At 68.9% G+C, this 22,244-nt stretch carries 18 protein-coding genes and 1 pseudogene; 11 read left to right on the top strand and 8 right to left on the bottom strand.

All coding sequences use genetic code 11. The annotated features are described in order from the left end of the window. Positions 1 to 23: 23 nt before the first annotated feature. Both RR1_RS07370 and RR1_RS07365 read right to left on the bottom strand, forming a co-directional pair. Complete coding sequence (locus RR1_RS07370) at positions 24 to 1,859, bottom strand: acyl-CoA dehydrogenase (protein ID WP_072713614.1); 1,836 nt, start codon at positions 1,857 to 1,859, stop codon at positions 24 to 26. A gap of 257 nt (positions 1,860 to 2,116) precedes the next feature. Next, complete coding sequence (locus tag RR1_RS07365; RefSeq protein ID WP_010837988.1) at positions 2,117 to 3,319, bottom strand: glycoside hydrolase family 183 protein; 1,203 nt, start codon at positions 3,317 to 3,319, stop codon at positions 2,117 to 2,119. A gap of 256 nt (positions 3,320 to 3,575) precedes the next feature. Between RR1_RS07365 and RR1_RS07360 the strand changes: the two genes are divergently transcribed. Then, complete coding sequence (locus tag RR1_RS07360; protein WP_040772888.1) at positions 3,576 to 4,589, top strand: beta-ketoacyl-ACP synthase III; 1,014 nt, start codon at positions 3,576 to 3,578, stop codon at positions 4,587 to 4,589. Positions 4,590 to 4,595: 6 nt separating this feature from the next. Here RR1_RS07360 and RR1_RS22270 read toward each other — a convergent pair whose 3' ends face one another. Beyond that, a complete protein-coding gene (locus tag RR1_RS22270; protein ID WP_010837985.1) occupies positions 4,596 to 4,757 on the bottom strand; it encodes a hypothetical protein in 162 nt (53 codons plus the stop codon). Positions 4,758 to 4,818: 61 nt separating this feature from the next. Continuing rightward, positions 4,819 to 5,955, bottom strand: a complete 1,137-nt coding sequence (locus RR1_RS07355; protein ID WP_010837984.1) for an alkaline phosphatase family protein — start codon at positions 5,953 to 5,955, stop codon at positions 4,819 to 4,821. Between the two features lie 104 nt (positions 5,956 to 6,059). Here RR1_RS07355 and RR1_RS07350 point away from each other — a divergent pair, with 104 nt between their 5' ends. Further along, the gene (locus RR1_RS07350; RefSeq protein ID WP_010837983.1) at positions 6,060 to 7,331 is read left to right on the top strand and encodes a lactate 2-monooxygenase; all 1,272 of its coding nucleotides are present in this window, start codon (positions 6,060 to 6,062) and stop codon (positions 7,329 to 7,331) included. 62 nt (positions 7,332 to 7,393) lie between these two features. Further along, positions 7,394 to 7,984 (top strand): DUF1707 SHOCT-like domain-containing protein, encoded by a 591-nt coding sequence (locus tag RR1_RS07345; RefSeq protein ID WP_040772931.1) that lies wholly within the window; start codon positions 7,394 to 7,396, stop codon positions 7,982 to 7,984. A gap of 1 nt (position 7,985) precedes the next feature. Here the strand turns inward: RR1_RS07345 and RR1_RS07340 are convergent, their stop codons facing one another. Further along, entirely contained in the window at positions 7,986 to 8,990 is a 1,005-nt protein-coding gene (locus tag RR1_RS07340; RefSeq protein WP_010837981.1) for a GmrSD restriction endonuclease domain-containing protein, read from the bottom strand. A gap of 83 nt (positions 8,991 to 9,073) precedes the next feature. After that, positions 9,074 to 10,399: an HNH endonuclease signature motif containing protein gene (locus RR1_RS07335; protein WP_010837980.1), complete on the bottom strand. Its 1,326-nt coding sequence runs from the start codon at positions 10,397 to 10,399 to the stop codon at positions 9,074 to 9,076. A gap of 101 nt (positions 10,400 to 10,500) precedes the next feature. Here RR1_RS07335 and RR1_RS07330 point away from each other — a divergent pair, with 101 nt between their 5' ends. Continuing rightward, on the top strand, positions 10,501 to 12,039 hold the full coding sequence (locus RR1_RS07330; RefSeq protein WP_010837979.1) for an ATP-dependent DNA ligase: 1,539 nt from the start codon (positions 10,501 to 10,503) through the stop codon (positions 12,037 to 12,039). A 40-nt stretch (positions 12,040 to 12,079) separates the two neighbouring features. After that, a complete protein-coding gene (locus RR1_RS07325) occupies positions 12,080 to 12,430 on the top strand; it encodes a VOC family protein (RefSeq protein WP_010837978.1) in 351 nt (116 codons plus the stop codon). A 27-nt stretch (positions 12,431 to 12,457) separates the two neighbouring features. Here RR1_RS07325 and RR1_RS07320 read toward each other — a convergent pair whose 3' ends face one another. After that, positions 12,458 to 13,381: an alpha/beta hydrolase family protein gene (locus RR1_RS07320; RefSeq protein ID WP_010837977.1), complete on the bottom strand. Its 924-nt coding sequence runs from the start codon at positions 13,379 to 13,381 to the stop codon at positions 12,458 to 12,460. Positions 13,382 to 13,526: 145 nt separating this feature from the next. Between RR1_RS07320 and RR1_RS07315 the strand changes: the two genes are divergently transcribed. After that, positions 13,527 to 14,138 carry a YoaK family protein gene (locus tag RR1_RS07315; protein ID WP_238558977.1) on the top strand — a complete coding sequence of 204 codons (612 nt, stop codon included), beginning with the start codon at positions 13,527 to 13,529 and terminating at the stop codon, positions 14,136 to 14,138. Here the strand turns inward: RR1_RS07315 and RR1_RS22620 are convergent, their stop codons facing one another. Next, entirely contained in the window at positions 14,139 to 14,336 is a 198-nt protein-coding gene (locus RR1_RS22620) for a hypothetical protein (RefSeq protein ID WP_010837975.1), read from the bottom strand. Between RR1_RS22620 and RR1_RS07310 the strand changes: the two are divergent. The 5 genes and pseudogenes from RR1_RS07310 (at position 14,335) to narI (ending at position 22,228) form a co-directional block, all read left to right on the top strand. After that, a pseudogene (locus RR1_RS07310) lies at positions 14,335 to 15,466 on the top strand (MFS transporter). The gene RR1_RS22620 and the pseudogene RR1_RS07310 overlap by 2 nt on opposite strands. A gap of 30 nt (positions 15,467 to 15,496) precedes the next feature. After that, on the top strand, positions 15,497 to 19,177 hold the full coding sequence (locus tag RR1_RS07305; protein WP_010837972.1) for a nitrate reductase subunit alpha: 3,681 nt from the start codon (positions 15,497 to 15,499) through the stop codon (positions 19,175 to 19,177). Next, the gene (gene narH, locus RR1_RS07300) at positions 19,177 to 20,838 is read left to right on the top strand and encodes a nitrate reductase subunit beta (protein ID WP_010837971.1); all 1,662 of its coding nucleotides are present in this window, start codon (positions 19,177 to 19,179) and stop codon (positions 20,836 to 20,838) included. Before RR1_RS07305 ends, narH begins: the two co-directional genes overlap by 1 nt. Beyond that, entirely contained in the window at positions 20,838 to 21,503 is a 666-nt protein-coding gene (gene narJ / locus RR1_RS07295) for a nitrate reductase molybdenum cofactor assembly chaperone (RefSeq protein ID WP_010837970.1), read from the top strand. Before narH ends, narJ begins: the two co-directional genes overlap by 1 nt. Continuing rightward, positions 21,503 to 22,228 carry a respiratory nitrate reductase subunit gamma gene (gene narI, locus RR1_RS07290; RefSeq protein ID WP_010837969.1) on the top strand — a complete coding sequence of 242 codons (726 nt, stop codon included), beginning with the start codon at positions 21,503 to 21,505 and terminating at the stop codon, positions 22,226 to 22,228. The genes narJ and narI overlap by 1 nt, the downstream gene beginning before the upstream one ends. Positions 22,229 to 22,244 lie beyond the last annotated feature (16 nt).

Genomic DNA, 22,244 nt, shown 5'->3' with positions numbered 1-22,244 from the left:
AAAGGGGTGCAGAACCGCAGAGATCAGAACGCGGCTTCGTCGAGCTCCATGATGTCGCTGTCGAGGTTCGCGACGATGTTCTTGGTCGCGGTCAGCTCCGGCAGGACGTTCTTCGCGAACCAGGACGCCACGGCGACCTTGCCCTCGTAGAACGCCTTGTCCTTGTCGGACGCACCCTCGTCGAGCGCCTTGATCGCGACCTCGGCGCTGCGCAGCAGCAGCCAGCCGATGACGAGATCGCCGGTGGCCATGAGGAAGCGGACCGAGCCGAGGCCGACCTTGTAGAGCTCCTTCGGCTGCTCCTGCGCACCCATGAGCCACTGGGTCAGCGTCGCCGCCATGCCCTGGACGTCCTCGAGCGCCGTGTTCAGCAGGGCACGCTCGGACTTGAGGCGACCGTTGCCGGCCTCCGAGTCGATGAACTTCTTGATCTCACCGGCGACGTGCGCGAGCGCGACACCGCGATCGCGAGCGATCTTGCGGAAGAAGAAGTCCTGCGCCTGGATCGCCGTGGTGCCCTCGTACAGCGAGTCGATCTTGGCGTCGCGGATGTACTGCTCGATCGGGTAGTCCTGCAGGAAGCCCGAGCCACCGAACGTCTGCAGCGACTCGGTGAGCTTGGCGTACGCCTGCTCCGAGCCGACACCCTTGACGATCGGGAGCAGCAGGTCGTTGACGCGGTGCGCGGTCTCGGCGTCGGCGCCCGACACGAGCTGCGCGGTCTCGACGTTCTGGTGGGCCGCGGTGTAGAGGTACACCGAACGCAGGCCCTCGGCGTACGCCTTCTGGATCATGAGCGCGCGGCGCACGTCCGGGTGGTGCGTGATGGTGACGCGCGGCGCCGACTTGTCGGTCATCTGCGTGAGGTCGGCGCCCTGGACGCGGTCCTTGGCGTACGCGAGAGCGTTGAGGTAGCCGGTCGAGAGGGTCGAGATCGCCTTGGTGCCGACCATCATGCGGGCGTGCTCGATGACGTCGAACATCTGCGCGATGCCGTTGTGGACCTCGCCGACGAGCCAGCCGACGGCGGGCTTGCCGTGGCCACCGAAGGTGAGCTCACAGGTCGCCGAGGCCTTGAGGCCCATCTTGTGCTCGACGTTGGTGACGTAGACGCCGTTGTGCTCGCCGAGCTCGTTCTTCTCGAAGTCGAAGTGGTACTTCGGGACGAAGAACAGCGACAGGCCCTTGGTGCCCGGCTTCGCACCCTCGGGGCGAGCGAGCACGAGGTGGAAGATGTTCTCGAAGAGGTCGTCCGAGGTGGCGGACGTGATGAAGCGCTTGACGCCCTCGATGTGCCACGTTCCGTCGGCCTGCTGGACGGCCTTGGTGCGGCCTGCGCCGACGTCGGATCCGGCGTCGGGCTCGGTGAGCACCATCGTGGCGCCCCAGCCGCGCTCGACGCAGGTCTCGGCCCACTTCTTCTGCTCGTCGGTGCCGTTGTTGAACAGGACGTCCGCGAACGAGGGGCCGGCCTGGTACATGAAGGCGGCGGGCTGCGATCCGAGGAGCATCTCCGAGATGGACCACACGACGGCGCGGGGGACCGGAACGCCGCCGATCTCCTCCGACAGGCCCATGCGGTACCACTCGGCGTCCCACATCGACTTGAACGACTTCTTGAAGGACTCGGGCAGCGAGATCTCGTGGGTCTCGGGGTCGAAGACCGGCGGGTTGCGGTCGGCGTCGGCGAATGCCTCGGCGAGCGGACCCTCGGCGAGCCGCGCGACCTCGCTCAGCATGTTCTTGACGGTGTCGGCGTCGAGGTCGCTCCATGCGCCCTGGCCGAGAAGCTGGTCGATCCCCAGGAGTTCGAAGAGGTTGAACTCGAGGTCGCGGACGTTGCTCTTGTAATGGCCCATGCTCAGTGCTCTCCCATTAGGTGCGGTCTGTTCGACGAGTACCGCCCAAGTTATTACTCGTCGGTAACATCGTCCGATATTACGCCCGATTTTTTCGGGTGCCAAGAAGGGGTGGGGGTACGGTGCGTACCCGGCGGAGGCCACGGCGGCCGACCACTGAATCACGCTGGACGGCAGTATGATTCGTTGGAAACGCCACGGGCCGGAGCCCGCCGGAATCATGAGGATTCCGTCAGGTTCCGGCCCGGTGGCCCGGCTCAGCCGAGCGAGGTGCGCAGCAGCAGGGCGTTGTAGTTGGTGTGCTGCGTCGTCATGAAGTAGAGGTCGGGTCCGGTCGACCACGGGTGCATGTAGGCGCCGTACGCGGTCGGCAACTCGTGCGCGAACACCTGGACCTCGGCGGGCCCCCACGGCCCGATCGGGTTGGGCGAGCGGCGCAGGATGACGTTGTTGAACGAATCCGTCGTCATCATGACATACTGCCCGAGATAGCTGTTGTACTGCACGGACAGCTCGCCGACGCCCTCGTCCGTCACGGGCTTCGCGACGTCGGGATTGCCGCGGATCCACGCGCCGCCGTCCCAGTACTCGTAGGCGCCCATGTCGCTCATCTTTCCCTTGGGGACGCGGGCGACGTGGACCATCCCGCCCCGGCCGGACGGTGTGCCGTACACGTAGACGAAGCCGCCGTCCGAGAGGAAGGCGTTCATCTGGAAGTTCGCGTTGCCGCCCTCGTTCGGTCGGCTCGTCTCGGGCGCGAGGGCCCAGTTCTCGCCGTTGTCGGCGGAGAACGCGAGCTGCGACCAGTTCGTGGTCCAGTGCCCTGCCGGCCCCCACTCGCGGACCGACATGATGCTCATGACCTGGACGTTTCCGTCGGCGATCCCGGCGGTGGGGATCTTGCTGATCTCGACGCCGGGGATCTTCGGGCTCGGGAGCAGCTCCTTCGCCGAGCCGGAGGCGTCGCGGGGAGTCGTCGTGAAGTCCATGCCGTCCGAGAGACCGGTGTCGGAGCTGCGGAAGAGCACGTTGCTCTTCCACGCCCACACGCTGCCCTGCAGCAGATTGGGGAAGCCGAGGCCCGCGGTGTCGCCGAACGCCGTGAGCACCTCGCCTGCGCCGTTGTCCCACATGATCCCGAGGTCGGTGCCGAGGACGTTCGAGTCCTGCGTGCGGTTCGCCGACATGAGCCCGGTCATCTGCGAGACGGGCTGCGCGGGGCCGCTCAGCGCGGGCAGTCCCGTGATGCCGTTGAGCCCCGGGATGGGGTTGACCATGAGCGGGTCGGCGCCGGCGGGTGCGGTCAGCGCGATCGCTCCCGCGACGACGCCGGTGAATGCGGTGAGGGTCGCTGAGATGCGTCGTGTCCGCCGTGTGATGTCGCGGCGGCGGGGCCGCGAGTTCGTTGCCTGTACGTCCGTGTGCTCGTTGCCGTTCTGCTGCGTGCGCGTCTGCTTCAAGGCCCCGTCCTCATTCGTGTGCAGTGACTGGACAACACCCGGGTGTGACCGGGGTAACTGCTTCGGAACTTCGCGAGCGTAACAACTTCGGCGTCCCCGGCCGCCGGGAATCGTCCGACACGAGTGCGATTCGTGACGTCCTCGCGACCTCGACTACCCGCCGGTAACGACGACCCGTGAACCGGGGTAACGCGTACGGCCCGTACGGTGGAGTCGGCCCGAGGAGGGGCCGGTGGGACGAGCACGAGGAGACGCGATGGGCAAGCAGATCGAGGTTCCGGCAGTGAGCCGTTACTCGGCTCTGCTCGGACTGGGTGCGTACCGACCCGAGCGGGTCGTGTCGAACGACGAGATCTGCGAGCTGATCGATTCGAGCGACGAGTGGATCCAGTCGCGCTCGGGTATCCGGAACCGGCGCTTCACGGCCGAGGGCGAGTCCGTCGTCTCGATGGGCGTCGAGGCAGCGAAGAAGGCCCTCGAGGCGTCCGGCATCGCACCCGAGCAGATCGGCAGCGTCGTCGTCGCGACGTCCACCTACACCCTGCAGACGCCCCCCGCGGCCGCGGTCATCGCGGATGCTCTGGGCACGAACGGCCCCGGTGTCTTCGATCTCGGCGGCGGCTGCGCCGGATTCTGCACCGCGCTCGCGCTGGCGTCCGACATGGTGCGCGCAGGCAGCGCCGACTACGTCCTCGTCATCGGCGTCGAGCAGATGAGCGTCACGACGGACCCCTACGATCGCTCGACGCGCTTCATCTTCGGTGACGGCGCGGGCGCCGTCGTCGTCGGTCCGTCGGACGTACCCGGCATCGGACCCGTCGCATGGGGTTCGGACGGCTCGCAGGCCGACGCGATCGTGCAGGAACCCGGCTGGCTCGACTACCTGGAGAACCCCACCGGGCCGCGGCCGTTCATCAAGATGACCGGCACCGCCGTCTTCCGCTGGGCGGCGTTCGAGATGGGCAAGGTCGCGCTGCACGCGCTCGAGAAGGCCGGGCTGAGCACCGAGGACCTCGACGCCTTCGTGCCGCATCAGGCCAATTCGCGGATCACCGAGGTCATCGCCCGCAGCATGAAGCTGCCGGAGTCGGTGCCGGTGTCCGACGACATCGCCGAGACCGGCAACACGTCGGCGGCGTCGGTGCCGCTCGCGATGGAGGCCATGCTTCGCGACGGCGAGACGAAGCCGGGTGACACCGCGCTTCTCCTGGCGTTCGGTGCGGGGCTGTCCTACGCGGCGCAGGTCGTCACGATGCCGCCGCTGGCCTGAGCTGCGTCACGGTTCGTCGCCCGAGTCGTCGGGGACGCTGCGCCGCGGTGTGATGCGGCGGTCGCTGCGTTCGCGGCGGTCGGCGAGTGAGATCGCGCGCCCCAGCACGACGGCAGCGACGACCGACACGACGCAGCAGGCGCCGAGCACCCACCAGACCCACGACATGGTTCGGTTGTAGCACCGATCGCGCGGATTATCGAACGGCTGGGCGAGCCCGGGGCAACGGTCAGGTCACGGTATGGAGAACGGGAACGGCGAGTTCGTCGTCGGTGAGCGCGCCGTGCTGCCCGACGAGTTCGCTGAGATGCGGTTCCGCTCTGCTGCGGACGATTCCGCCACCGCCGCGCGCGACGACGACGAGATCGCCGATGCGGCCCGCGACGTCGGGGGCGACGGTGGGCCCGAACAGCCCCGATGCGATCGCCTCGGCGCGGGTGAGGATGTGCCAGTCGTCGCCGAGTCGATCGCGCCACCGGGCGGCGACGTCGTCGGTCCGTCCGGGCTCGGTGTGCACGTGGCGGCAGCGCGGCTCACCCGCGAGGGTGTGGACGCCGCTCCGGAGCGTGTCGTCGTGGTCTGCGTCGATGCGCGCGGACTCGGGCACCGTGACCATCCCGTGGTCGGCGGTGACCAACAGCCCTGTGCCGCGCGGGAGTTCGCGTAGCAGGACGTCGACCGCGGCACCGACCTCGGCGAGTTCGCTGCGCCATGCCAGCGAACCGGGACCGTACACGTGCCCGAGCGTGTCGACCTCGCTGATGTAGCAGTACACGAGGCCACCCTCGGCGGCGGCCACGACGGTGTGGGCGATCATGTCGCCGTGCGCGTGGCGCGGCGCGAAGCGGGCACCTCGCAGCGCGGCGCGCGTGAGCCCCGAACCCTCGAAGGACGCGGGCAGGACCGCCGTCGCGGGGATCCCGGCCCGAACGGCGCGCTCGAACACCGTCGGATGTGGTTGTGTCCGTTCGGGAACGACGGTCTCGCGCAGGTCGTTGCCCGAGCGGCCCGAGCGCCAGGACAGCCAGCCTACGGTGTCGTCGATCTCCGGCACGAAGGACCGATAGCCGGTCACGCCGTGCAGGCCGGACGGCAGGCCGGTGCCGAGGGTCGTGAGCGAGGTCGCCGTCGTCGTCGGGAATCCCGCCGGGGTGGGCACGCCGGTGAGCTCGCCCAGCGCCGGAGCCTCGGAGAGACTGTCCTGCAGCAGGTTCCATCCGAGTCCGTCGACGAGCAGGACGACCCATGCCGAGCATCGCGGCAGCCCCCACGGATCGTGCTCCCCGCTCGCGCCCAGCCCCGCGAGCGCCGCGGGCAGTACGTTCGCGAGGGTGGGCCCCGAGTACACGTCGAGTGCCGTGGGCATGGATCGTCCTTCCGGTGGCGTGCTCTCCGTCACAACCTACCCATCGGGGCCGGGGCGGGGTGTGGAAAGCTACACGCACCACACCGAGCGTCAGGAGACATTCTGTGACGGACAACCGGGGCCGGGCACGCCAGAACGCGATCTACCGTGCGGGAGTTCTCGGGCGGAAGCCCGCGGTGCCGACGAGCTTCGACCAGCTCGAACGTGCGGCGAAACGGGTGATGTCCCCGAAGGCGTGGGCCTACGTCCACGGCGGCGCGGGCCTCGGCGGGACGATGCGAGCCAATCGGGAGGCCTTCGACCGGTGGCAGATCGTCCCGCGCGTGCTGCGCGACGTGTCCAGTCGCGACACGGGCGTCGAGTTGTTCGGGCGCAGCCTCCCGTCGCCGGTGCTGCTCGCGCCCGTCGGCGCGGCCGAACTCGCGCACCCCGGCGCCGACGTCGCGATCGCCTCGGCAGCAGCGGAACTCGGTGTCCCGTACATCTTCTCGAGTCAGGGCTGCGCCCCGATGGAGGAGAGCGCGGCGGCGATGGGTGACAGCCCGAGGTGGTATCAGCTGTACTGGTCGACCGACGACGATCTCGTCGACAGCTTCCTGGCCCGCGCCGAGGCGATCGAGGCGGACGCCGTCGTCGTCACCCTCGACACGACGATGCTGGGCTGGCGCCCGGAGGATCTCGACCTGGGCTCGCTGCCCTTCGCACAGGGCCAGGGCATCGCGCAGTACACCTCCGATCCGGTCTTCCTGCGCATCGTGCGCGAGCGGATCGCGGCAGCCGCGGAGTCCGCGCCGGTCGAGGTCACGCTCGGAGCCGTGAAGTCGCTGCTGTCGATGACGAAGCGCTACCCGGGCAGATTCCTCGACAACATCCGTTCGCCCGAACCGCGTGCGGCCGTCGAGACCTTCCTCGACATCTATTCGCGGCCGTCGCTCGGCTGGGCGGACATCGAATCGCTGCGCGAGCGGACGTCGCTGCCGGTCCTGCTCAAGGGCGTCCTGCATCCCGACGACGCGCGCCGGGCGATCGACGCGGGGGTCGGCGGCCTCGTCGTCTCGAATCACGGTGGCAGGCAGGTCGACGGGTCGATCTCCGCACTCGACGCGCTCGTCGACATCGCCGAGGCCGTCGACGGGCGTATTCCGCTGGTCCTCGACTCCGGGATTCGCTCGGGCGCAGACGTGTTCAAGGCGATCGCGCTCGGTGCCAGCGCTGTGACGCTCGGGCGCCCGCATCTGTACGGGTTCGCGCTCGGTGGCCGTGACGGCGTCCGCGACGTGACCGCGAATCTGCTGGCGGAGTTCGATCTCACGATGGGGCTCAGCGGCCTGACCTCGGTCGCCGAGATCGACCGTTCGGCGCTGCGGCGCGCATGAGTTGCGTGAGACTGCGAGGATGAGGCGGGAATCGGGCCGGACGAGGACAGGTGGGAGCGGAGATGTCGGACGACGATCTGCGGCTCGGTGACGACGAGCGGTTGCATGCGCTCAACGTTCTCGGAAACCACTATGCCGCCGGGCGACTCGATATGACGGAGTTCGACGAACGATCGAAGGCCGTCGCGGCGGCGCGCACCGTCTCGGCCGTCCGGCCCGCGTTCGGCGATCTTCCAGGCGGGGTTCCGCTCGTCGTCGAGCACGGCAGCATCCGCAAACTCGACGTCGACGACACGGACTCGGCGCCGGCAGTGGTGTCCGGCACGTCCGCCGTGCGTGAGGGCGAACTGGAACTGCAGAAGCTGCTGGTGCGGGGCCGCCGGGTCGAGGTGATGGACGGCATCATCGTCGGCGCGACGCTGGTCGTCTTCCTCGTTCTGCAATTCGTCGTCGGCTGGGGTTTCGCGTGGATCGTGTGGCCTTCGCTCGCGCTGACCCTCGGCATCCCGCGCGCGCTCGCGGGCTTCAGTGACGACGACGAGGAACTCTACGACGAACTCAAGGAAGCCGCAGGTGAGGAGCGTAAGGCGCGGCTGCGTGAGGCGTCGAAGCGCATCGCGGAACTCGGCGACGGGCGCGAGAACCGGTCGTGAGCTACTCGCAGCCGATGCCGTCGCCGTCGCGGTCGAGATGCGTTCCGTAACCGGGTGATCCGGCGTGGACGGGTGCCACGCCCGCGGCACGCGCCGCCGCGCAGTTCGGGAAGTAGACGGCGCTCGTGTCGGCAGGCGCGGGTGCCGGCGCCGGCTCGGGGACGGGTGCCGGTGCGGGCGCCGGTGCGGGGACGGGTGCCGGTGCGGGCGCAACGTCCGGGCCGCACGACGCGAGAATCCCCGCGATCGCATCGTGTTCGGCCTGCGTCACCCACAGCCGGTAGGCGGCCTTCACCTCGACCTGCGCGGAGACGTACTCGCAGCGGTACGACCTGTCCGGCGGCAGCCACGTCGCGGCGTCGCCGTCGCCTTTCTGCTGGTTCGTGGGCCCGTCGACGGCGCGCAGATTGCGGGGATCGTTGGCGAACGCCGTCCGCGTCGCGGTGTCGAGTTGCTGTGCGCCCTTCTGCCATGCGTCCGACAGGGCGACGACGTGGTCGATCTGGACGGCGCTCGACGTGGTCTCGCCGCGGACGAAGGCGATCGTCGTCCCGGTGTAGGGATCGTCGAGGGTGCCGGAGGTGACGACGCAGTCGCGGGTCCCGGGACGGTAGGTGACGTCGGTGAGATCGCGCGTGAGGATGTCGTTGCGGGTGTCGCAACCGTTGTGGCCGAATTCGACGGGGACGTCGTCCGTCCAGGCCTGCCCGAAGAGCGCGCGGTCGTAGCCGGTCTTGGGCGCGCGCCCCTTGATGTCGAGGGTGCCGAGCAGCGCCAGTGCCTCCGAGGCGGGCGGCAGGCCCGGGTCGGCCACGATGTCCGCGCGCTCCGCGGCGCCGTCGTCACCGGCGTCCGCGGTGGGCGCCGCGAGTTCCTCGGCGGTCGCCACCGTGCTGGGTGCGGGTGCGGGATCGTCGGTTGCGGCGCAGGCGGTGGGCACCAGCAGCAGCCCCACCACTCCGATCGCGGCCATGCCGCGCCGACTCACCAGTGCGCTGCGCGTCATCTCGTCCTCACGCTCGTCGTCCGGCCGCGCCGTGCGGCCGGATCGAGCCTAGTTGTACGAGTGTGCGTCGCTCCGGGGTGATGTCATGCCGCTCGCGGTTCGTCCGGGCCTCGCGGTCGGGAGCCGGGCCGTGTGACGCCCGGTGGCTCGAAGCTCGGTCTGCCTCTCGGTGTCGGGACGATTCGCCAGGTGCTGTGGTGGATGTGGCGGTGGTGTTTGCCGCACAACAGGACTGTGTTGTCGAGGTCGGTGGGTCCGCCGTCGGCCCAGTGCTCGATGTGGTGTGCTTCGCACCAACTCGCGGGGGCTGTGCAGGTCGGGAACGCGCAGCCGCGGTCGCGGACGGTGAGTGCGCGGCGTTGTGCGGGGGTGACGAGCCGCGTGGTGCGGCCCATGTTCAGTGGGACGCCGTGGTCGTCGATCACGATCGGTGTCACGTGCGCATCGCACGCCACCGCACGCGCCGTCTCCGGGGTCAGCGTGCCGCCCCACGGCATCCAGGGCAGACCGATGCCGTCGAGTAGGGCGGTGACAGACACGGTCACCCGCTCGTCACGGCCTTGCGGCTGTGCTTTCAGGTCTCGATGGTGGATCAACACCGTCACGTGGGGCTTCTCGGCTGCCTCGAACCCACTGTCGCCCGCGTCGAGGTGGCGTCGGCAGATCTCGATGAGCCCGTCCGCCCGCCGTTGCCCGGCCGAGCGCGGATCACGCGTTCCGTCTCCTGCTGGGCGCGGTGCTGACAGCTTCGAGAGAGCGGTCGACAGAATCTCACCCGAGAGGGCGTCGAGGTCGCCGTGCAGCACGACCCTGCCGTTCAGTGTGTTCGAGAGGGTGAGGGTGTTGAGGTCGTCGCGTTCACGGGTCGTCGGCCCGTCGGTGTCGATGTCGAGGCGCGCCCGCAGCGTCTCGATCGCAGTGCGTACCGACTTCGTCGCGGTCTCCGGACCCGGCGCAGCCGCGGCGAGGAGCGCGTCGCGGCAGGCCGCAATCACGTTCGCGTGCTCGTCCGGGTCGGTGTCCGCCAGCGCTGCGAGCAGTGACGGCGGCGTGTCGAAGAATCCGCACAGCATCGCCGCGTGGCGCGGTGAAATCCGCTGTTCGGCAACGGCAGCGGCGATCTCGGGCTGCGTCCGCAGGCTTGTTCCCAGCGCTGCGACATCACGTGCCTCACCGATTTCGAGCATCGTGTGTGCCGCGAGCCAGGCCCCGGCGTCGCGGTAGCCCGCTGCGGTCGCGAGGCCGCGGTCGGTCACCTCGCCCATCAGCGTGATGCGCCGGGCCTGCAACACCTGGATCTGCCGCGACACGTCCAGCACCGCGGCAGACAGTTCGGCATCACCGAGCTGCCACGGCTCCCCGTGTACGGCCCACGTGCCGTGTGCTGTGTGTGAATCCCCCGACCCCATGCGACTAACCTAGTTCGTACACCCGTTCGACACAAGACGTATTTTCCCAGTTGTGGACAACTTTCCTGCTGTGGATGACGGTGGCCTGTCATGATGCGAGGATGACGCGATCGGGAGCCGGTGTCCTGTTCGCGGACGTCGTCGCGACGTCCGCGACGGTGGCGGGCACCCGCTCCCGGACGGCGAAACGCGGAGCGCTCGAGGAGCTGCTGCGGCGGTTGCGGCCCGACGAGATCGCGCCCGTCGTCGCGTGGCTCTCGGGCGAGCTGTTGCAGGGCAGGGTCGGGATCGGCTGGCGCACTCTCGCCGCCGCCGAGGCCCCGCCGAGCGAGAGTCCGCAGATCACGGTGGCGGAGCTCGATTCCGCGCTCACGACCCTCGCGAACACCACGGGAAGCGGCTCCGTCGCGGCGCGTCGTGACGTCCTCGGCGGCGTGCTCGCGCAGTGCACCGCACCGGAACAGCGGTTCCTCGTGGCGATCCTGGGCGGGGAACTGCGGCAGGGCGCGCTCGAAGGAGTGATGACGGACGCGATCGCCGCGGCGTCCGAGCGTCCCGTCGAGCACGTGCGCCGGGCGTTCATGCTGTCGGGTCGCCTGCCGGAGACCGCCGTCGCGGCGCTGACGGGCGGGTCCGACGCGCTCGCGCAGCTGTCGCTGGTCGTGGGGCGGCCGGTCCGGCCGATGCTGGCGTCCCCGGCGGAGTCGCTTCCGGCGGCGCTGGGCGAACTCGGTGAGCGGGTGAGCGTCGAGTACAAGCTCGACGGCGCGCGTATCCAGGTCCATCGCGACGGTGACGACGTCGCGGTGTTCACGCGCACGCTCCGCGACATCACGGCGCAGGTCCCCGATCTCGTGCGGGTCGCGCGGGAACTGCCGTGCCGCTCGGTGGTTCTCGACGGCGAGACGCTCGCGCTCACCGATGCGGGCCGTCCGCGGCCGTTCCAGGAGACGATGAGCCGGTTCGGCGCGACGAGCACGCGAGAGTTGTTGCTGCACCCGTACTTCTTCGACTGCCTGCATCTCGACGGCGACGTGCTCGTGGACGCCCCGCTCGGTGATCGGCTCGGTGCGCTCTCCGTCGCGGCGGACGCGCATCGGATTCCGGGCGTGATCGCTCCCGCATCCGATCTCGCGGAGGCGCATCTCGGCGATGCGATCGCGCACGGCCACGAGGGTGTGATGGTCAAGGCGCTGGGTTCGCCCTACGCCGCGGGCCGGCGCGGGCGGGCGTGGCAGAAGATCAAGCCCGTCCACACGCTCGATCTCGTCGTGCTCGGCGCGGAGTGGGGGTACGGCCGCCGGACGGGCTGGTTGTCGAATCTCCATCTGGGGGCGCGGGATCCGGACGGCGGCGCGCCGATCATGGTCGGCAAGACGTTCAAGGGCCTGACGGACGCGCTGTTGCGATGGCAGACCGACGAGTTCCCGCGCCATGAGAGCGGTCGCGACGAGCACACGGTGTATCTGCGGCCCGAGATCGTCGTCGAGATCGAGCTCGACGGAGTGCAGGTGTCGTCGCGCTATCCAGGGGGCGTCGCGCTGCGCTTCGCGCGCGTCCTGCGGTATCGCCCCGACAAGACCGCCGTCGATGCCGACACGATCGACGCCGTGCGGGCACTGTTGCCGGGCGGTTCCTGACGCGCGTGCGGCGGACGGAGTCTCGCTCTAGGGTGACCGAATGCCGATGACATGGACGCAGCTCGTCGTCAACTCGCTCGATCCCGAGGCGTTGGGCCGGTGGTGGGCGCAGGCGCTGGGGTGGGAGTACGAGATCGATCAGGACGGCGACGTCGTGGTGCACGCGCCGGGGTCCGCTCCGGATCTGCTGTTTCTGAAGGTCCCCGAGGTCAAGTCGGTGTTCAACCGGCTTCACCTCGACTTCCGGCCCGACGACCAGAAGGCGGAGGTCGCCAGGCTGCTGGAGCTCGGGGCGCGCACGGCGGACGTCGGACAGGGCGAGGACGTGCCGTGGGTGGTGCTGGCGGATCCCGAGGGCAACGAGTTCTGTGTGTTGTCGGGGCGGTCCTGACGTCGGGGCCGCCAGGGCCTGCCCGGCTCAGACGGTCGCCTGCGCGAGGATCGAGGCCTGCGCGAGCCGCCATGCGGGGGAGGTGACGTTGCCGAACTCGCCGTGACCGACGCCCGGCATGACGGTCAGTGACGCCTGGTCGCCGGCGCCGCGTGCGGCGTCGACGTACATCCGGCTCTGCTCGACCGGCACCGTGCGATCGGCGTTGCCGTGGATCGCGTGGATCGGGACGCGGGTGGGCAGGTGCCGGATCGGTGAGGCCACCGCGTACCGATCGGGGACGTGCGCGGGCGAGCCGCCGAGGAAGCGGACGAGAAAGGCGTCACCCGTCGAGACGGCGCGCGGCAGATCGAAGACACCGGCCATGACCGTCGCGGCGCGGGGCCGCACGCGAGGCTCGGCGCCAGGGCTCCCGGGCGGCAGCACGTGGCGCGACGCCACCCATGCCGCGAGTTGCCCGCCCGCCGAGTGTCCTGCGACGACGACACGCGAGAGGTCGAGCCTGCCGTCCGCGCGTGCCTGCACGACGTCGGCGAGCGCGTCGACGGCGGCAGCGACGTCGAGCAGCGTCGTCGGATATCCACCGGCCCCGCCCACGCGCCGATACTCGATGTTCCACACCGCGACACCCGCGTCCGCCAGCGAGCGTGACAAAGGCGCGAAGTAGTCGAGCGGTGTCTCCTGCCGCCAGCCGCCGCCGTGGATCATGACGACGACGGGCAGCGCCGTGGAACTGCTCGTCGGCAGGTACAGGTCGCCGAAGCGGTCCGGCTCCGGGCCGTATTCGATGCGGGTGGTGGTCGCGGGGGTGACGGGGAACGCGGCGGCCGCGGGAGGTGGCGCCGTCGCCGCCGCCCCGCGCTCGGTGAACGACGCGCATCCGCACACCAGTACGGCGAGGGTGCAGATCAGTGCGACGGCGGCGAGACGGAGCTTTTTCATCATCGACATGATGGCAAAGAAGAGTGCGGCGAGGCGAAGTTCCGCCCGGTCGTCGCCGAATTCGTCGCGAGTGTGATCGCTGTTCCACCTTCGTGTGCCGGGCGTCCATCGCGCGTTATCGTGCGGTGTGCTCGGTCATCGGCGTGAAGAAGTGGTGCTGGCGGCGAGTCTGTCGTCGCTCGCCGGTTTCGTCGACGCGGTGGGTTTCATCGCGGTCGGCGGCTACTTCGTGTCGTTCATGAGCGGGAACACGACGCAGGCCGCCGTCGCGATCGCGGACGGCGCGTGGCACGACCTGCTCGTCGCGGGCTCGCTCATCGTCGCGTTCGTCGTCGGTGTCGTCGGCGGGTCGCTCGCCGCGAGCGTGCGGGGGATCCGGCGTCGTCCGGTCGTGCTCGCGCTCGTGACGGCGCTGCTCGTGATCGCCGCGGGCGCGCACGCCGCGTCCGCTCCGGTGGTGCTGTGCGCTCTCGTCGTCGCCGCTGCGATGGGTGCCGAGAACGCGACGTTCGAGCGGGACGGCGAGGTGAGTATCGGCCTGACGTACATGACGGGGACGCTCGTGAAGCTCGGACAGTCGCTGGCGCGCGTCGTCCGTGGTGATCGTGATCGGGCGTGGTTGCGGTACGCCGTTCTGTGGTCGGGTCTGGCGGGTGGAGCCGTGCTCGGTGCGCTTGTCTATCGGGGTCTGGGTTTCGCGAGCGTGTGGGTGGCTGCCGGGGGTGCCGCACTCGCGACCTTGGTCACCTACGCACGCGACCTTTGATCAGGTTTCGCCCCGGTCGAGGGCATCGTTTTCTCGGCGACAGGGCACTGTTTCGACGATTTTCGTGCGCGCGAGCAGGCGGGAATCGTTCAATGGACCGGTGACGGTGTCCGCTCCGGAGCGCTCCTCCGGAATCCAATCTTTCAATCTTCTGCTGGCCACATGGGTTTCCGCGATCAACTTCTGGGCGTGGAACATGATCGGCCCGCTGTCGACGTCGTACGCCGAAGCGATGACGCTCAGCAGCGCACAGGCGTCGGTGATGGTCGCGATGCCGATCCTCGTCGGGTCGCTCGGCCGCATCGTGGTCGGTGCGCTGACCGACCGTTACGGCGGGCGGGTCATGTTCATCGCGATCTCGGTCGCGTCGATTCCGCCCGTGCTGGCCGTCGGATTGTCCGGTGCCGCAGACTCGTACGTCCTGCTCCTGGTGTTCGGCTTCTTCCTCGGCATCGCGGGCACGATCTTCGCGGTCGGAATCCCGTTCGCGAACAACTGGTACGAGCCGTCCCGGCGTGGATTCGCGACCGGCGTGTTCGGTATGGGCATGGTCGGCACCGCGCTCTCCGCGTTCTTCACGCCACGCTTCGTGGGCTGGTTCGGGTTGCTGACGACGCACGTCGTCGTGGCGGTCGCGCTTGCGGCGACGGCCGCTGTGTGTGTTCGCGATGAAGGACGCGCCGCGGTTCGTCCCCAACCGTGACCCCGTGGTACCGAAGCTTCGCGCGGCACTGCGGCTTCGGGTCACGTGGGAGATGTCGCTGCTGTACGCGATCGTGTTCGGCGGCTTCGTCGCGTTCAGCAACTACCTGCCGACGTACATCAAGAACATCTACGACTTCTCCGCCGTCGACGCCGGGACGCGGACCGCGGCCTTCGCTCTGGCCGCGGTCCTCGCGCGTCCGATCGGTGGCACGCTCTCCGACCGCATTCCGCCCAAGTACGTCGTCATGACGTCCTTCGCGGGGACGGCGGTCATGGCGGCGATAGCGATCGCGAAGCCGCCCGCCGACCTGTGGTCGGGCGTGACCTTCATCCTGCTCGCGATCTTCCTCGGCATCGGGACGGGCGGCGTGTTCGCGTGGGTCGCGCGGCGCTCGCCCGCGAACACCGTCGGCAGTGTGACCGGAATCGTGGCCGCCGCAGGCGGTGTGGGCGGCTATTTCCCGCCGCTGGTGATGGGAGCGACCTACGACCAGGCAGGCAACGACTACACCGTGGGGCTCGCGCTCCTCGTCGTCGTCGCGGTGGTGGCGCTGGCGTACACGACGCTGAAGCTCGGGGCGCGCGAGGCTCCACCGGGCGAAAGGGCTGCGCCGCCGCGATAGCGCCGGCGAGCGGAACACGAGGGAGAATGCATGTCGCACAGTAGAACCGGCGGAACGCTCGAAGACCTGCTCGCAGACGGCGGCAGGTTCTTCACGCCGGGGGAGATCTCCACGGACGGGCGGGTCGTGGAGCGACGCGGCGGCCGTGAGGGGGACGTGTTCTATCGCGATCGGTGGAGCCACGACAAGGTGGTCCGCTCGACGCACGGAGTCAACTGCACCGGGTCGTGCTCGTGGAAGATCTACGTCAAGGACGGGATCATCACGTGGGAGACGCAGGAGACCGACTATCCGAGTGTCGGGCCGGATCGGCCCGAGTACGAGCCGCGCGGGTGTCCGCGCGGGGCCGCGTTCTCGTGGTACACGTATTCGCCGACACGCGTGCGTTATCCGTACGTACGGGGCGTGCTGCTGGAGATGTATCGCGAGGCACGGCGCCGCACCGGCGATCCCGTGCTCGCATGGGCCGAGATCCAGGACGATCCCGAGCGACGCCGGCGCTACCAGCGAGCCCGCGGCAAGGGCGGTCTCGTGCGGGCGACGTGGGACGAGGCGAGCGAGATGGTCGCGGCGTCGTACGTTCACACGATCTCGCGGTACGGTCCGGACCGGCTGGTGGGTTTCTCGCCGATCCCGGCGATGTCGATGGTGTCCTTCGCCGCTGGGTCGCGGTTGATCGAACTGCTCGGCGGGGCGATGACGTCGTTCTACGACTGGTACGCCGACCTGCCCGTCGCGTCGCCGCAGGTGTTCGGTGACCAGACCGATGTTCCCGAGTCGGGTGACTGGTGGGACGCGTCGTATCTGCTGGTGTGGGGATCGAACGTGCCGGTCACGCGCACCCCGGACGCGCACTGGATGGCGGAGGTCCGCTATCGCGGCGCGAAGGTGGTCAACGTCAGTCCCGACTACGCCGATTCCACGAAGTTCGCCGACGAGTGGATGCCGTGCGCGGCCGGCACCGACGGCGCGATGGCGATGGCGATGGGGCACGTGGTTCTCACCGAGTACTACGCCCGCCGCGAGGAGTCGTTCTTCGCGGACTACGTGCGCCGCTACACCGACCTGCCGTTTCTGATCGAGATCGAGGATCGCGACGGCGTCGCGGTTCCCGGAAAGTTCCTCGTGGCCGAGGATCTCGGCGACGAGAGCGAGAACGCGGGTTTCAAGCCCGTCGTCCTCGACTCCGCGACCGGCGAGGTCGTGATCCCGAACGGTTCGCTCGGCTTCCGATTCGGTGAGGAGGGCGTGGGCAAGTGGAATCTCGATCTCGGTGATCTCGAGCCCGCACTCAGCGCGGAGGGCAGGGACGCGACGCCGACGGAGGTGTCGATGCCGAGCTTCGACACCGTCGACGGCAGCGGCACCGTGGTGCGGCGCGGCGTCCCGGTCAGGACGGTCGGGGGCAGGCGCGTCACGACCGTCCTCGATCTCATGCTGGCGCAGTACGGCGTTGCGCGTGAGGGCCTTCCGGGTGAGTGGCCGTCCGGTTACGACGACGCCGAGAACGGGTGCACTCCCGCGTGGCAGGAGCCGATCACGGGCGTCTCGGCCGAGCAGGTCGTGCGTGTCGCACGCGAGTTCGCGCAGAACTCGATCGACTCGGGTGGCCGGTCGATGATCATCATGGGCGCCGGCATCTGCCAGTGGTTCCACGGCGATGCGACCTATCGTGCGGTGCTCGCGCTGCTGATGCTCACGGGGGCGATGGGTCGCAACGGGGGTGGCTGGGCGCACTACGTCGGGCAGGAGAAGTGCCGTCCCGTCACGGGGTGGACGGCGATCGCGATGGGCACCGACTGGAGCCGCCCGCCGCGTCACATGGCGGGGACGACCTACTGGTACGCCCACACCGATCAGTGGCGTTACGACGGATATCGCGCGGATGCGTTGTCGAGTCCGCTCGGTCGAGGCAACTTCGCCGGCCGGCACACGATGGACGTGGTGGCCTCCGCGGTGCGGATGGGATGGACGCCGTTCTATCCCCAGTTCGACCGGTCGAGTCTGGAGATCGCCGACGAGGCCGATGCGGCAGGCGAATCCGTGCCGGATCACGTCGCGCGTTCCCTCGCGTCCGGAGCGTTGAAGCTCGCCGTCGAAGACCCGGACGCGGAGGTGAACTGGCCGCGCGCGCTCACGGTGTGGCGCGCGAACCTGCTGGGCTCGTCGAGCAAGGGAAACGAGTACTTTCTCCGTCATCTGCTGGGGACCGACTCGAACCTGCTGGCGTCGCCGACTCCGGAGGAATCCCGCCCCGCGGATGTGGCGTGGAGCGACGAGATCCCCGAGGGCAAGCTCGATCTCGTCATGTCGATCGACTTCCGGATGACGTCGACGACGCTGCTGTCGGACGTCGTGCTGCCCGCGGCGACCTGGTACGAGAAGTACGACCTGTCGAGCACCGACATGCATCCGTACCTGCACGCGTTCAATGCCGCTATCGATCCGCCGTGGGAGACCCGTTCGGACTACGACGCGTTCTTCCAGGTGGCGCGATCGTTCAGCAGGCTTGCGGCGAAACACCTTCCGGGTGTGCGCCGCGACGTCGTCGCGGTTCCGTTGCAGCACGACACTCCGGGTGCGATGGCGTATCGCTCCGGGCGGCAACGTGACTGGCGCGCGACGGGCGAGATTCCGGTGCCGGGCAAGACGATGCCGCAGATCGCGGTCGTCGAACGGGACTACAGCGCGATCGCGCAGAAGTGGTCGGCGCTCGGTCCGCTGGTCGAGAAGGCCGGGCTCGTGACGAAGGGGATCACGTACACGCCCGACGTCGAGGTGGCGGCACTCGCGAGGCAGTTCGGTGTCATGGACACCGGGGTCGCGGCGGGGCGCCCCGCTCTCGACAGTGCCGAGAACATGGCGGACGCGATCCTCGCGATGTCGGGCACGTCGAACGGCCGCCTCGCGGTGCAGGGATACGAGCAGCTCGAGAAGCGCACCGGGCAGTCGCTGGCGTATCTCGCCGAAGGGAGCGAGGAACGCCGAATCACGTTCGCCGACACCCAGGCACGGCCGACCCCCGTCATCAGCAGCCCGGAGTGGTCGGGTAGCGAGTACGGCGGCCGCCGCTACGCCCCGTTCACCGTCAACATCGAGAACCTCAAGCCCTTCCGCACGCTGACGGGCCGCATGCACTTCTACGTCGATCACGACTGGCTCGAGGAACTCGGCGAACAGCTCCCGGTGTATCGGCCTCCGCTCGACATGGCGCGGCTGTTCGGGGAGCCCGAGCTGGGGGCCCGCGACGGAGTCGGATTGACGGTCCGCTATCTCACCCCGCACAGCAAGTGGTCGATCCACTCGGAGTATCAGGACAACCTGCTCATGCTCTCGCTCTCACGCGGAGGGCCCACGATGTGGATGTCGCCTTCGGATGCCGCGAAGATCGAGGTGCGCGACAACGACTGGGTCGAGTCGGTCAACCGCAACGGCGTCGTCGTGTGCCGCGCGATCGTCTCGCACCGCATCCCGGACGGAGTGGTGTTCGTCCACCACGCTCAGGAACGCACGATCGACGTCCCGCTCACAGAGACGACGGGCAAGCGCGGTGGCATCCACAACTCGCTGACGCGGCTGCTCGTCAAGCCGTCGCATCTCGCGGGTGGATACGCCCAGACCTCGTTCGCCTTCAACTATCTGGGGCCGACGGGCAATCAACGCGACGAGGTGACGGTGGTCCGTCGCCGGTCGCAGGAGGTGACCTACTGATGCGCGTCATGGCACAGCTCGCGATGGTGATGAATCTCGACAAGTGCATCGGGTGTCATACCTGCTCGGTCACGTGCAAGCAGGCGTGGACGAATCGCTCGGGCACCGAGTACGTGTGGTTCAACAACGTCGAGACTCGGCCGGGGCAGGGGTACCCGCGTACCTACGAGGATCAGGAGCGCTGGCGCGGGGGGTGGGTACGCGACGGCAAGGGCCGCCTGCGGCTGCGCGACGGCGGCCGATTCTCCAAACTGTTCAAGATCTTCGCGAGTCCGCGGATGCCGTCGATCCAGGACTACTACGAGCCGTGGACGTACGACTACGAGAACCTCACGAATGCTCCTGCGGGCGACCAGTTCCCGGTCGCTGCGCCGCGAAGCCTGATCTCCGGTGAGCCGATGAAGGTCGAGTGGTCGGCGAACTGGGACGACGATCTCGCCGGATCACCCGAGATCGTCGCGGGAGATCCCGTGCTGCAGAAGGTCGCCGAGACCGTCAAGCTCGAGCTCGAGCAGGCGTTCATGTTCTATCTGCCGCGGATCTGCGAGCACTGCCTCAATCCGTCGTGTGTCGCGTCGTGTCCCTCGGGTGCGATGTACAAGCGTGCCGAGGACGGGATCGTCCTGGTGGATCAGGACAAGTGCCGCGGCTGGCGGATGTGTGTGTCCGGATGCCCGTACAAGAAGGTGTATTTCAACCATCGGACCGGCAAGGCCGAGAAGTGCACCTTCTGCTATCCGCGCGTCGAGGTGGGGCTGCCCACCGTGTGCTCGGAAACGTGCGTGGGCCGGCTGCGCTACATCGGCCTGATGCTGTACGACGTCGACAAGGTCACGGAGGCGGCGGCAACGGAGAACGAACAGGACCTGTACGAGGCGCAGCTGGGGGCACTGCTCGATCCGTCCGATCCGGCGGTGATCGAGAACGCCCGGCAGCAGGGAATCTCCGACGAGTGGCTCGACGCGGCGCGCAGATCGCCGGTGCACGCGCTCATCAAGCGGTACCGGGTCGCACTGCCGTTGCATCCGGAGTTCCGGACGATGCCGATGGTCTGGTACGTCCCGCCGCTGTCGCCGGTCGTCGACGCTGTGGCGCGCGACGGTGGTGACGGCGAGGATCTCGGAAATCTGTTCGGTGCGCTCGAGGCCCTGCGGATTCCGCGTGAGTATCTGGCGGGCCTGTTCACCGCGGGCGACGTCTCGGTGATCGACGACGTTCTGCGTAAGCTCGCGGCGATGCGCTCGTACATGCGCGACATCAATCTGGGACGTGAGACGCAGGAGGAGATTCCGGCGTCGGTGGGGATGTCGGAGGTCGACATCTACGAGATGTACCGGCTGCTGGCACTCGCGAAGTACGACGAGCGGTACGTCATTCCCACCGCCTATGCGACGGAGGGGCACCGGCTCGAGGAGACCGTCACCGACTGTCCGCTGGACTTCGAGGGTGGTCCCGGGCTCTACGAGTCGGGTCCGCTCGGTGAGGCGAGCGGCGCCCCGGTGCCCGTGGCCGTCGAGACGTTCCACGCGCTGCAGGAACGGCAGAGCACGGAAGCGCAGTCCGCGAACGCGAGCCGGCCGTCTCGGGTGAATCTCCTCAACTGGGACGGGAAAGGGAAGCCGGACGGCATGTTCCCGGCATCCGAAGAAGGAGAACGCTGATGCGGCTGCGCCGTCCCCGCCACGACGATCGCGCGGAGTGGGCGGTGTGTTCGCTGCTGCTCGACTACCCGGGCGGCGATCTGGATGCGCGGCTCGCACGGGTCGACGCGCTGTGGCCGCATCTGTCGGTGGCGGCCGCCCGCGCACTCGCGCCGCTGCGCGCGCACCTGGGGAGCGGTGACGGTGCGCAACGCGAACGCGAGTACGTGGAGACGTTCGATCTGCGGCGTCGCGCGACGCTCTACCTCACCTACTGGACCGCCGGCGACACGCGCAGCCGCGGCGGCGAGATGCTCGCGATCGCCACCCGGTACCGCGAGAGTGGTTCCGTTCCACCGGCGTCCGAGTCGCCGGACCATCTCGCGGTCGTTCTCGATTTCGCGTCGACGGTCGATCCCGCTGCAGGTCGTGCGCTGCTCGAGGAGTATCGCGTCGCCCTCGAGATGCTGCGAAGCTCGCTCGCCGAATCCGGGTCCCCGTACCGAGGCGCGCTGGACGCGGTGTGCGGCACGCTCGGTCCGGTCACCGATCAGCAGACGACGCGGGCGCGCAGGCTCGCGGCAGAGGGGCCACCCGTCGAGGCGGTCGGTACCGGTGTCGGCCCGTTCAACCCGACGATTCCGCCGCGCCGCGCGCCGGCGGCCGTCCACGAGAGAGGTGCCTGATGGAGGCCGCTGCCATCTACTGGGACGTCGTCCCGTACGTCGTGCTCGCGATCGTCGTCGTCGGGACGTGGTGGCGCTACCGCTACGACAAGTTCGGCTGGACGACACGGAGTTCGGAGCTGTACGAGAAGCGGTTGTTGCGCGTCGCGAGTCCGCTGTTCCATTTCGGCATTCTCGTCGTGATCGTCGGCCACGTCATCGGTCTCGTGATCCCGCAGTCGTGGACGGACGCCGTGGGGATCTCCGAGCACGCCTATCACCTGCAGGCTGCGGTACTCGGGGCGATCGCCGGCGTCGCGACGCTCGTCGGCGCGGCGTTGCTCGTCTACCGCCGGCGCACGAGCGGCCCCGTCTTCTCCGCGACGACGGTCAACGACAAGATCATGTATCTGGTGCTCATCGCGGCGATCGTCGCGGGTCTCGCGGTGACCTTCCTGGGTGTCGACGGTAGCCAGGGCAACTACCGCGAGACCGTCGCGCCGTGGTTCCGGTCGATCTGGATCCTGCAGCCGCGCGGCGATCTCATGGCGGAGTCGGCGTTCTCGTATCAGCTCCACGTGACCATCGCGATGGTGTTGTTCGCGCTCTGGCCGTTCACGCGCCTCGTCCACGTCTTCAGCGCTCCGATCGCATACCTGTTCCGCCCGTACATCGTCTACCGCTCGCGAGACGACGCGCGGCCCGGCACGCCCGTGGGCTCGGCGCCGCGGCGCCGGGGGTGGTGACGGGGGCCTCGCGGTC

Origin of the sequence: Rhodococcus rhodnii NBRC 100604, assembly GCF_001894925.1 — a bacterium.
Lineage (GTDB): Bacteria > Actinomycetota > Actinomycetes > Mycobacteriales > Mycobacteriaceae > Rhodococcus_F > Rhodococcus_F rhodnii.
Note: the sequence above shows the minus strand (reverse complement) of the source record. Positions and strands in the feature narration are given on the sequence as shown.

Excerpts from the sequence above, each read along its gene's own strand:
- RR1_RS07360 (WP_040772888.1), top strand. The coding sequence starts at position 3,576 with ATGGGCAAGCAGATCGAGGTTCCGGCAGTGAGCCGTTACTCGGCTCTG.
- RR1_RS07320 (WP_010837977.1), bottom strand. The coding sequence starts at position 13,381 with ATGTCGATGATGAAAAAGCTCCGTCTCGCCGCCGTCGCACTGATCTGC.
- RR1_RS07370 (WP_072713614.1), bottom strand. The coding sequence starts at position 1,859 with ATGGGCCATTACAAGAGCAACGTCCGCGACCTCGAGTTCAACCTCTTC.
- RR1_RS07340 (WP_010837981.1), bottom strand. The coding sequence starts at position 8,990 with ATGACGCGCAGCGCACTGGTGAGTCGGCGCGGCATGGCCGCGATCGGA.
- RR1_RS07325 (WP_010837978.1), top strand. The coding sequence starts at position 12,080 with ATGCCGATGACATGGACGCAGCTCGTCGTCAACTCGCTCGATCCCGAG.
- RR1_RS07345 (WP_040772931.1), top strand. The coding sequence starts at position 7,394 with ATGTCGGACGACGATCTGCGGCTCGGTGACGACGAGCGGTTGCATGCG.
- RR1_RS07335 (WP_010837980.1), bottom strand. The coding sequence starts at position 10,399 with ATGGGGTCGGGGGATTCACACACAGCACACGGCACGTGGGCCGTACAC.
- narI (WP_010837969.1), top strand. The coding sequence starts at position 21,503 with ATGGAGGCCGCTGCCATCTACTGGGACGTCGTCCCGTACGTCGTGCTC.
- narJ (WP_010837970.1), top strand. The coding sequence starts at position 20,838 with ATGCGGCTGCGCCGTCCCCGCCACGACGATCGCGCGGAGTGGGCGGTG.
- RR1_RS07305 (WP_010837972.1), top strand. The coding sequence starts at position 15,497 with ATGTCGCACAGTAGAACCGGCGGAACGCTCGAAGACCTGCTCGCAGAC.
- RR1_RS07330 (WP_010837979.1), top strand. The coding sequence starts at position 10,501 with ATGACGCGATCGGGAGCCGGTGTCCTGTTCGCGGACGTCGTCGCGACG.
- RR1_RS22620 (WP_010837975.1), bottom strand. The coding sequence starts at position 14,336 with ATGTTCCACGCCCAGAAGTTGATCGCGGAAACCCATGTGGCCAGCAGA.
- RR1_RS07355 (WP_010837984.1), bottom strand. The coding sequence starts at position 5,955 with ATGCCCACGGCACTCGACGTGTACTCGGGGCCCACCCTCGCGAACGTA.
- narH (WP_010837971.1), top strand. The coding sequence starts at position 19,177 with ATGCGCGTCATGGCACAGCTCGCGATGGTGATGAATCTCGACAAGTGC.
- RR1_RS22270 (WP_010837985.1), bottom strand. The coding sequence starts at position 4,757 with ATGTCGTGGGTCTGGTGGGTGCTCGGCGCCTGCTGCGTCGTGTCGGTC.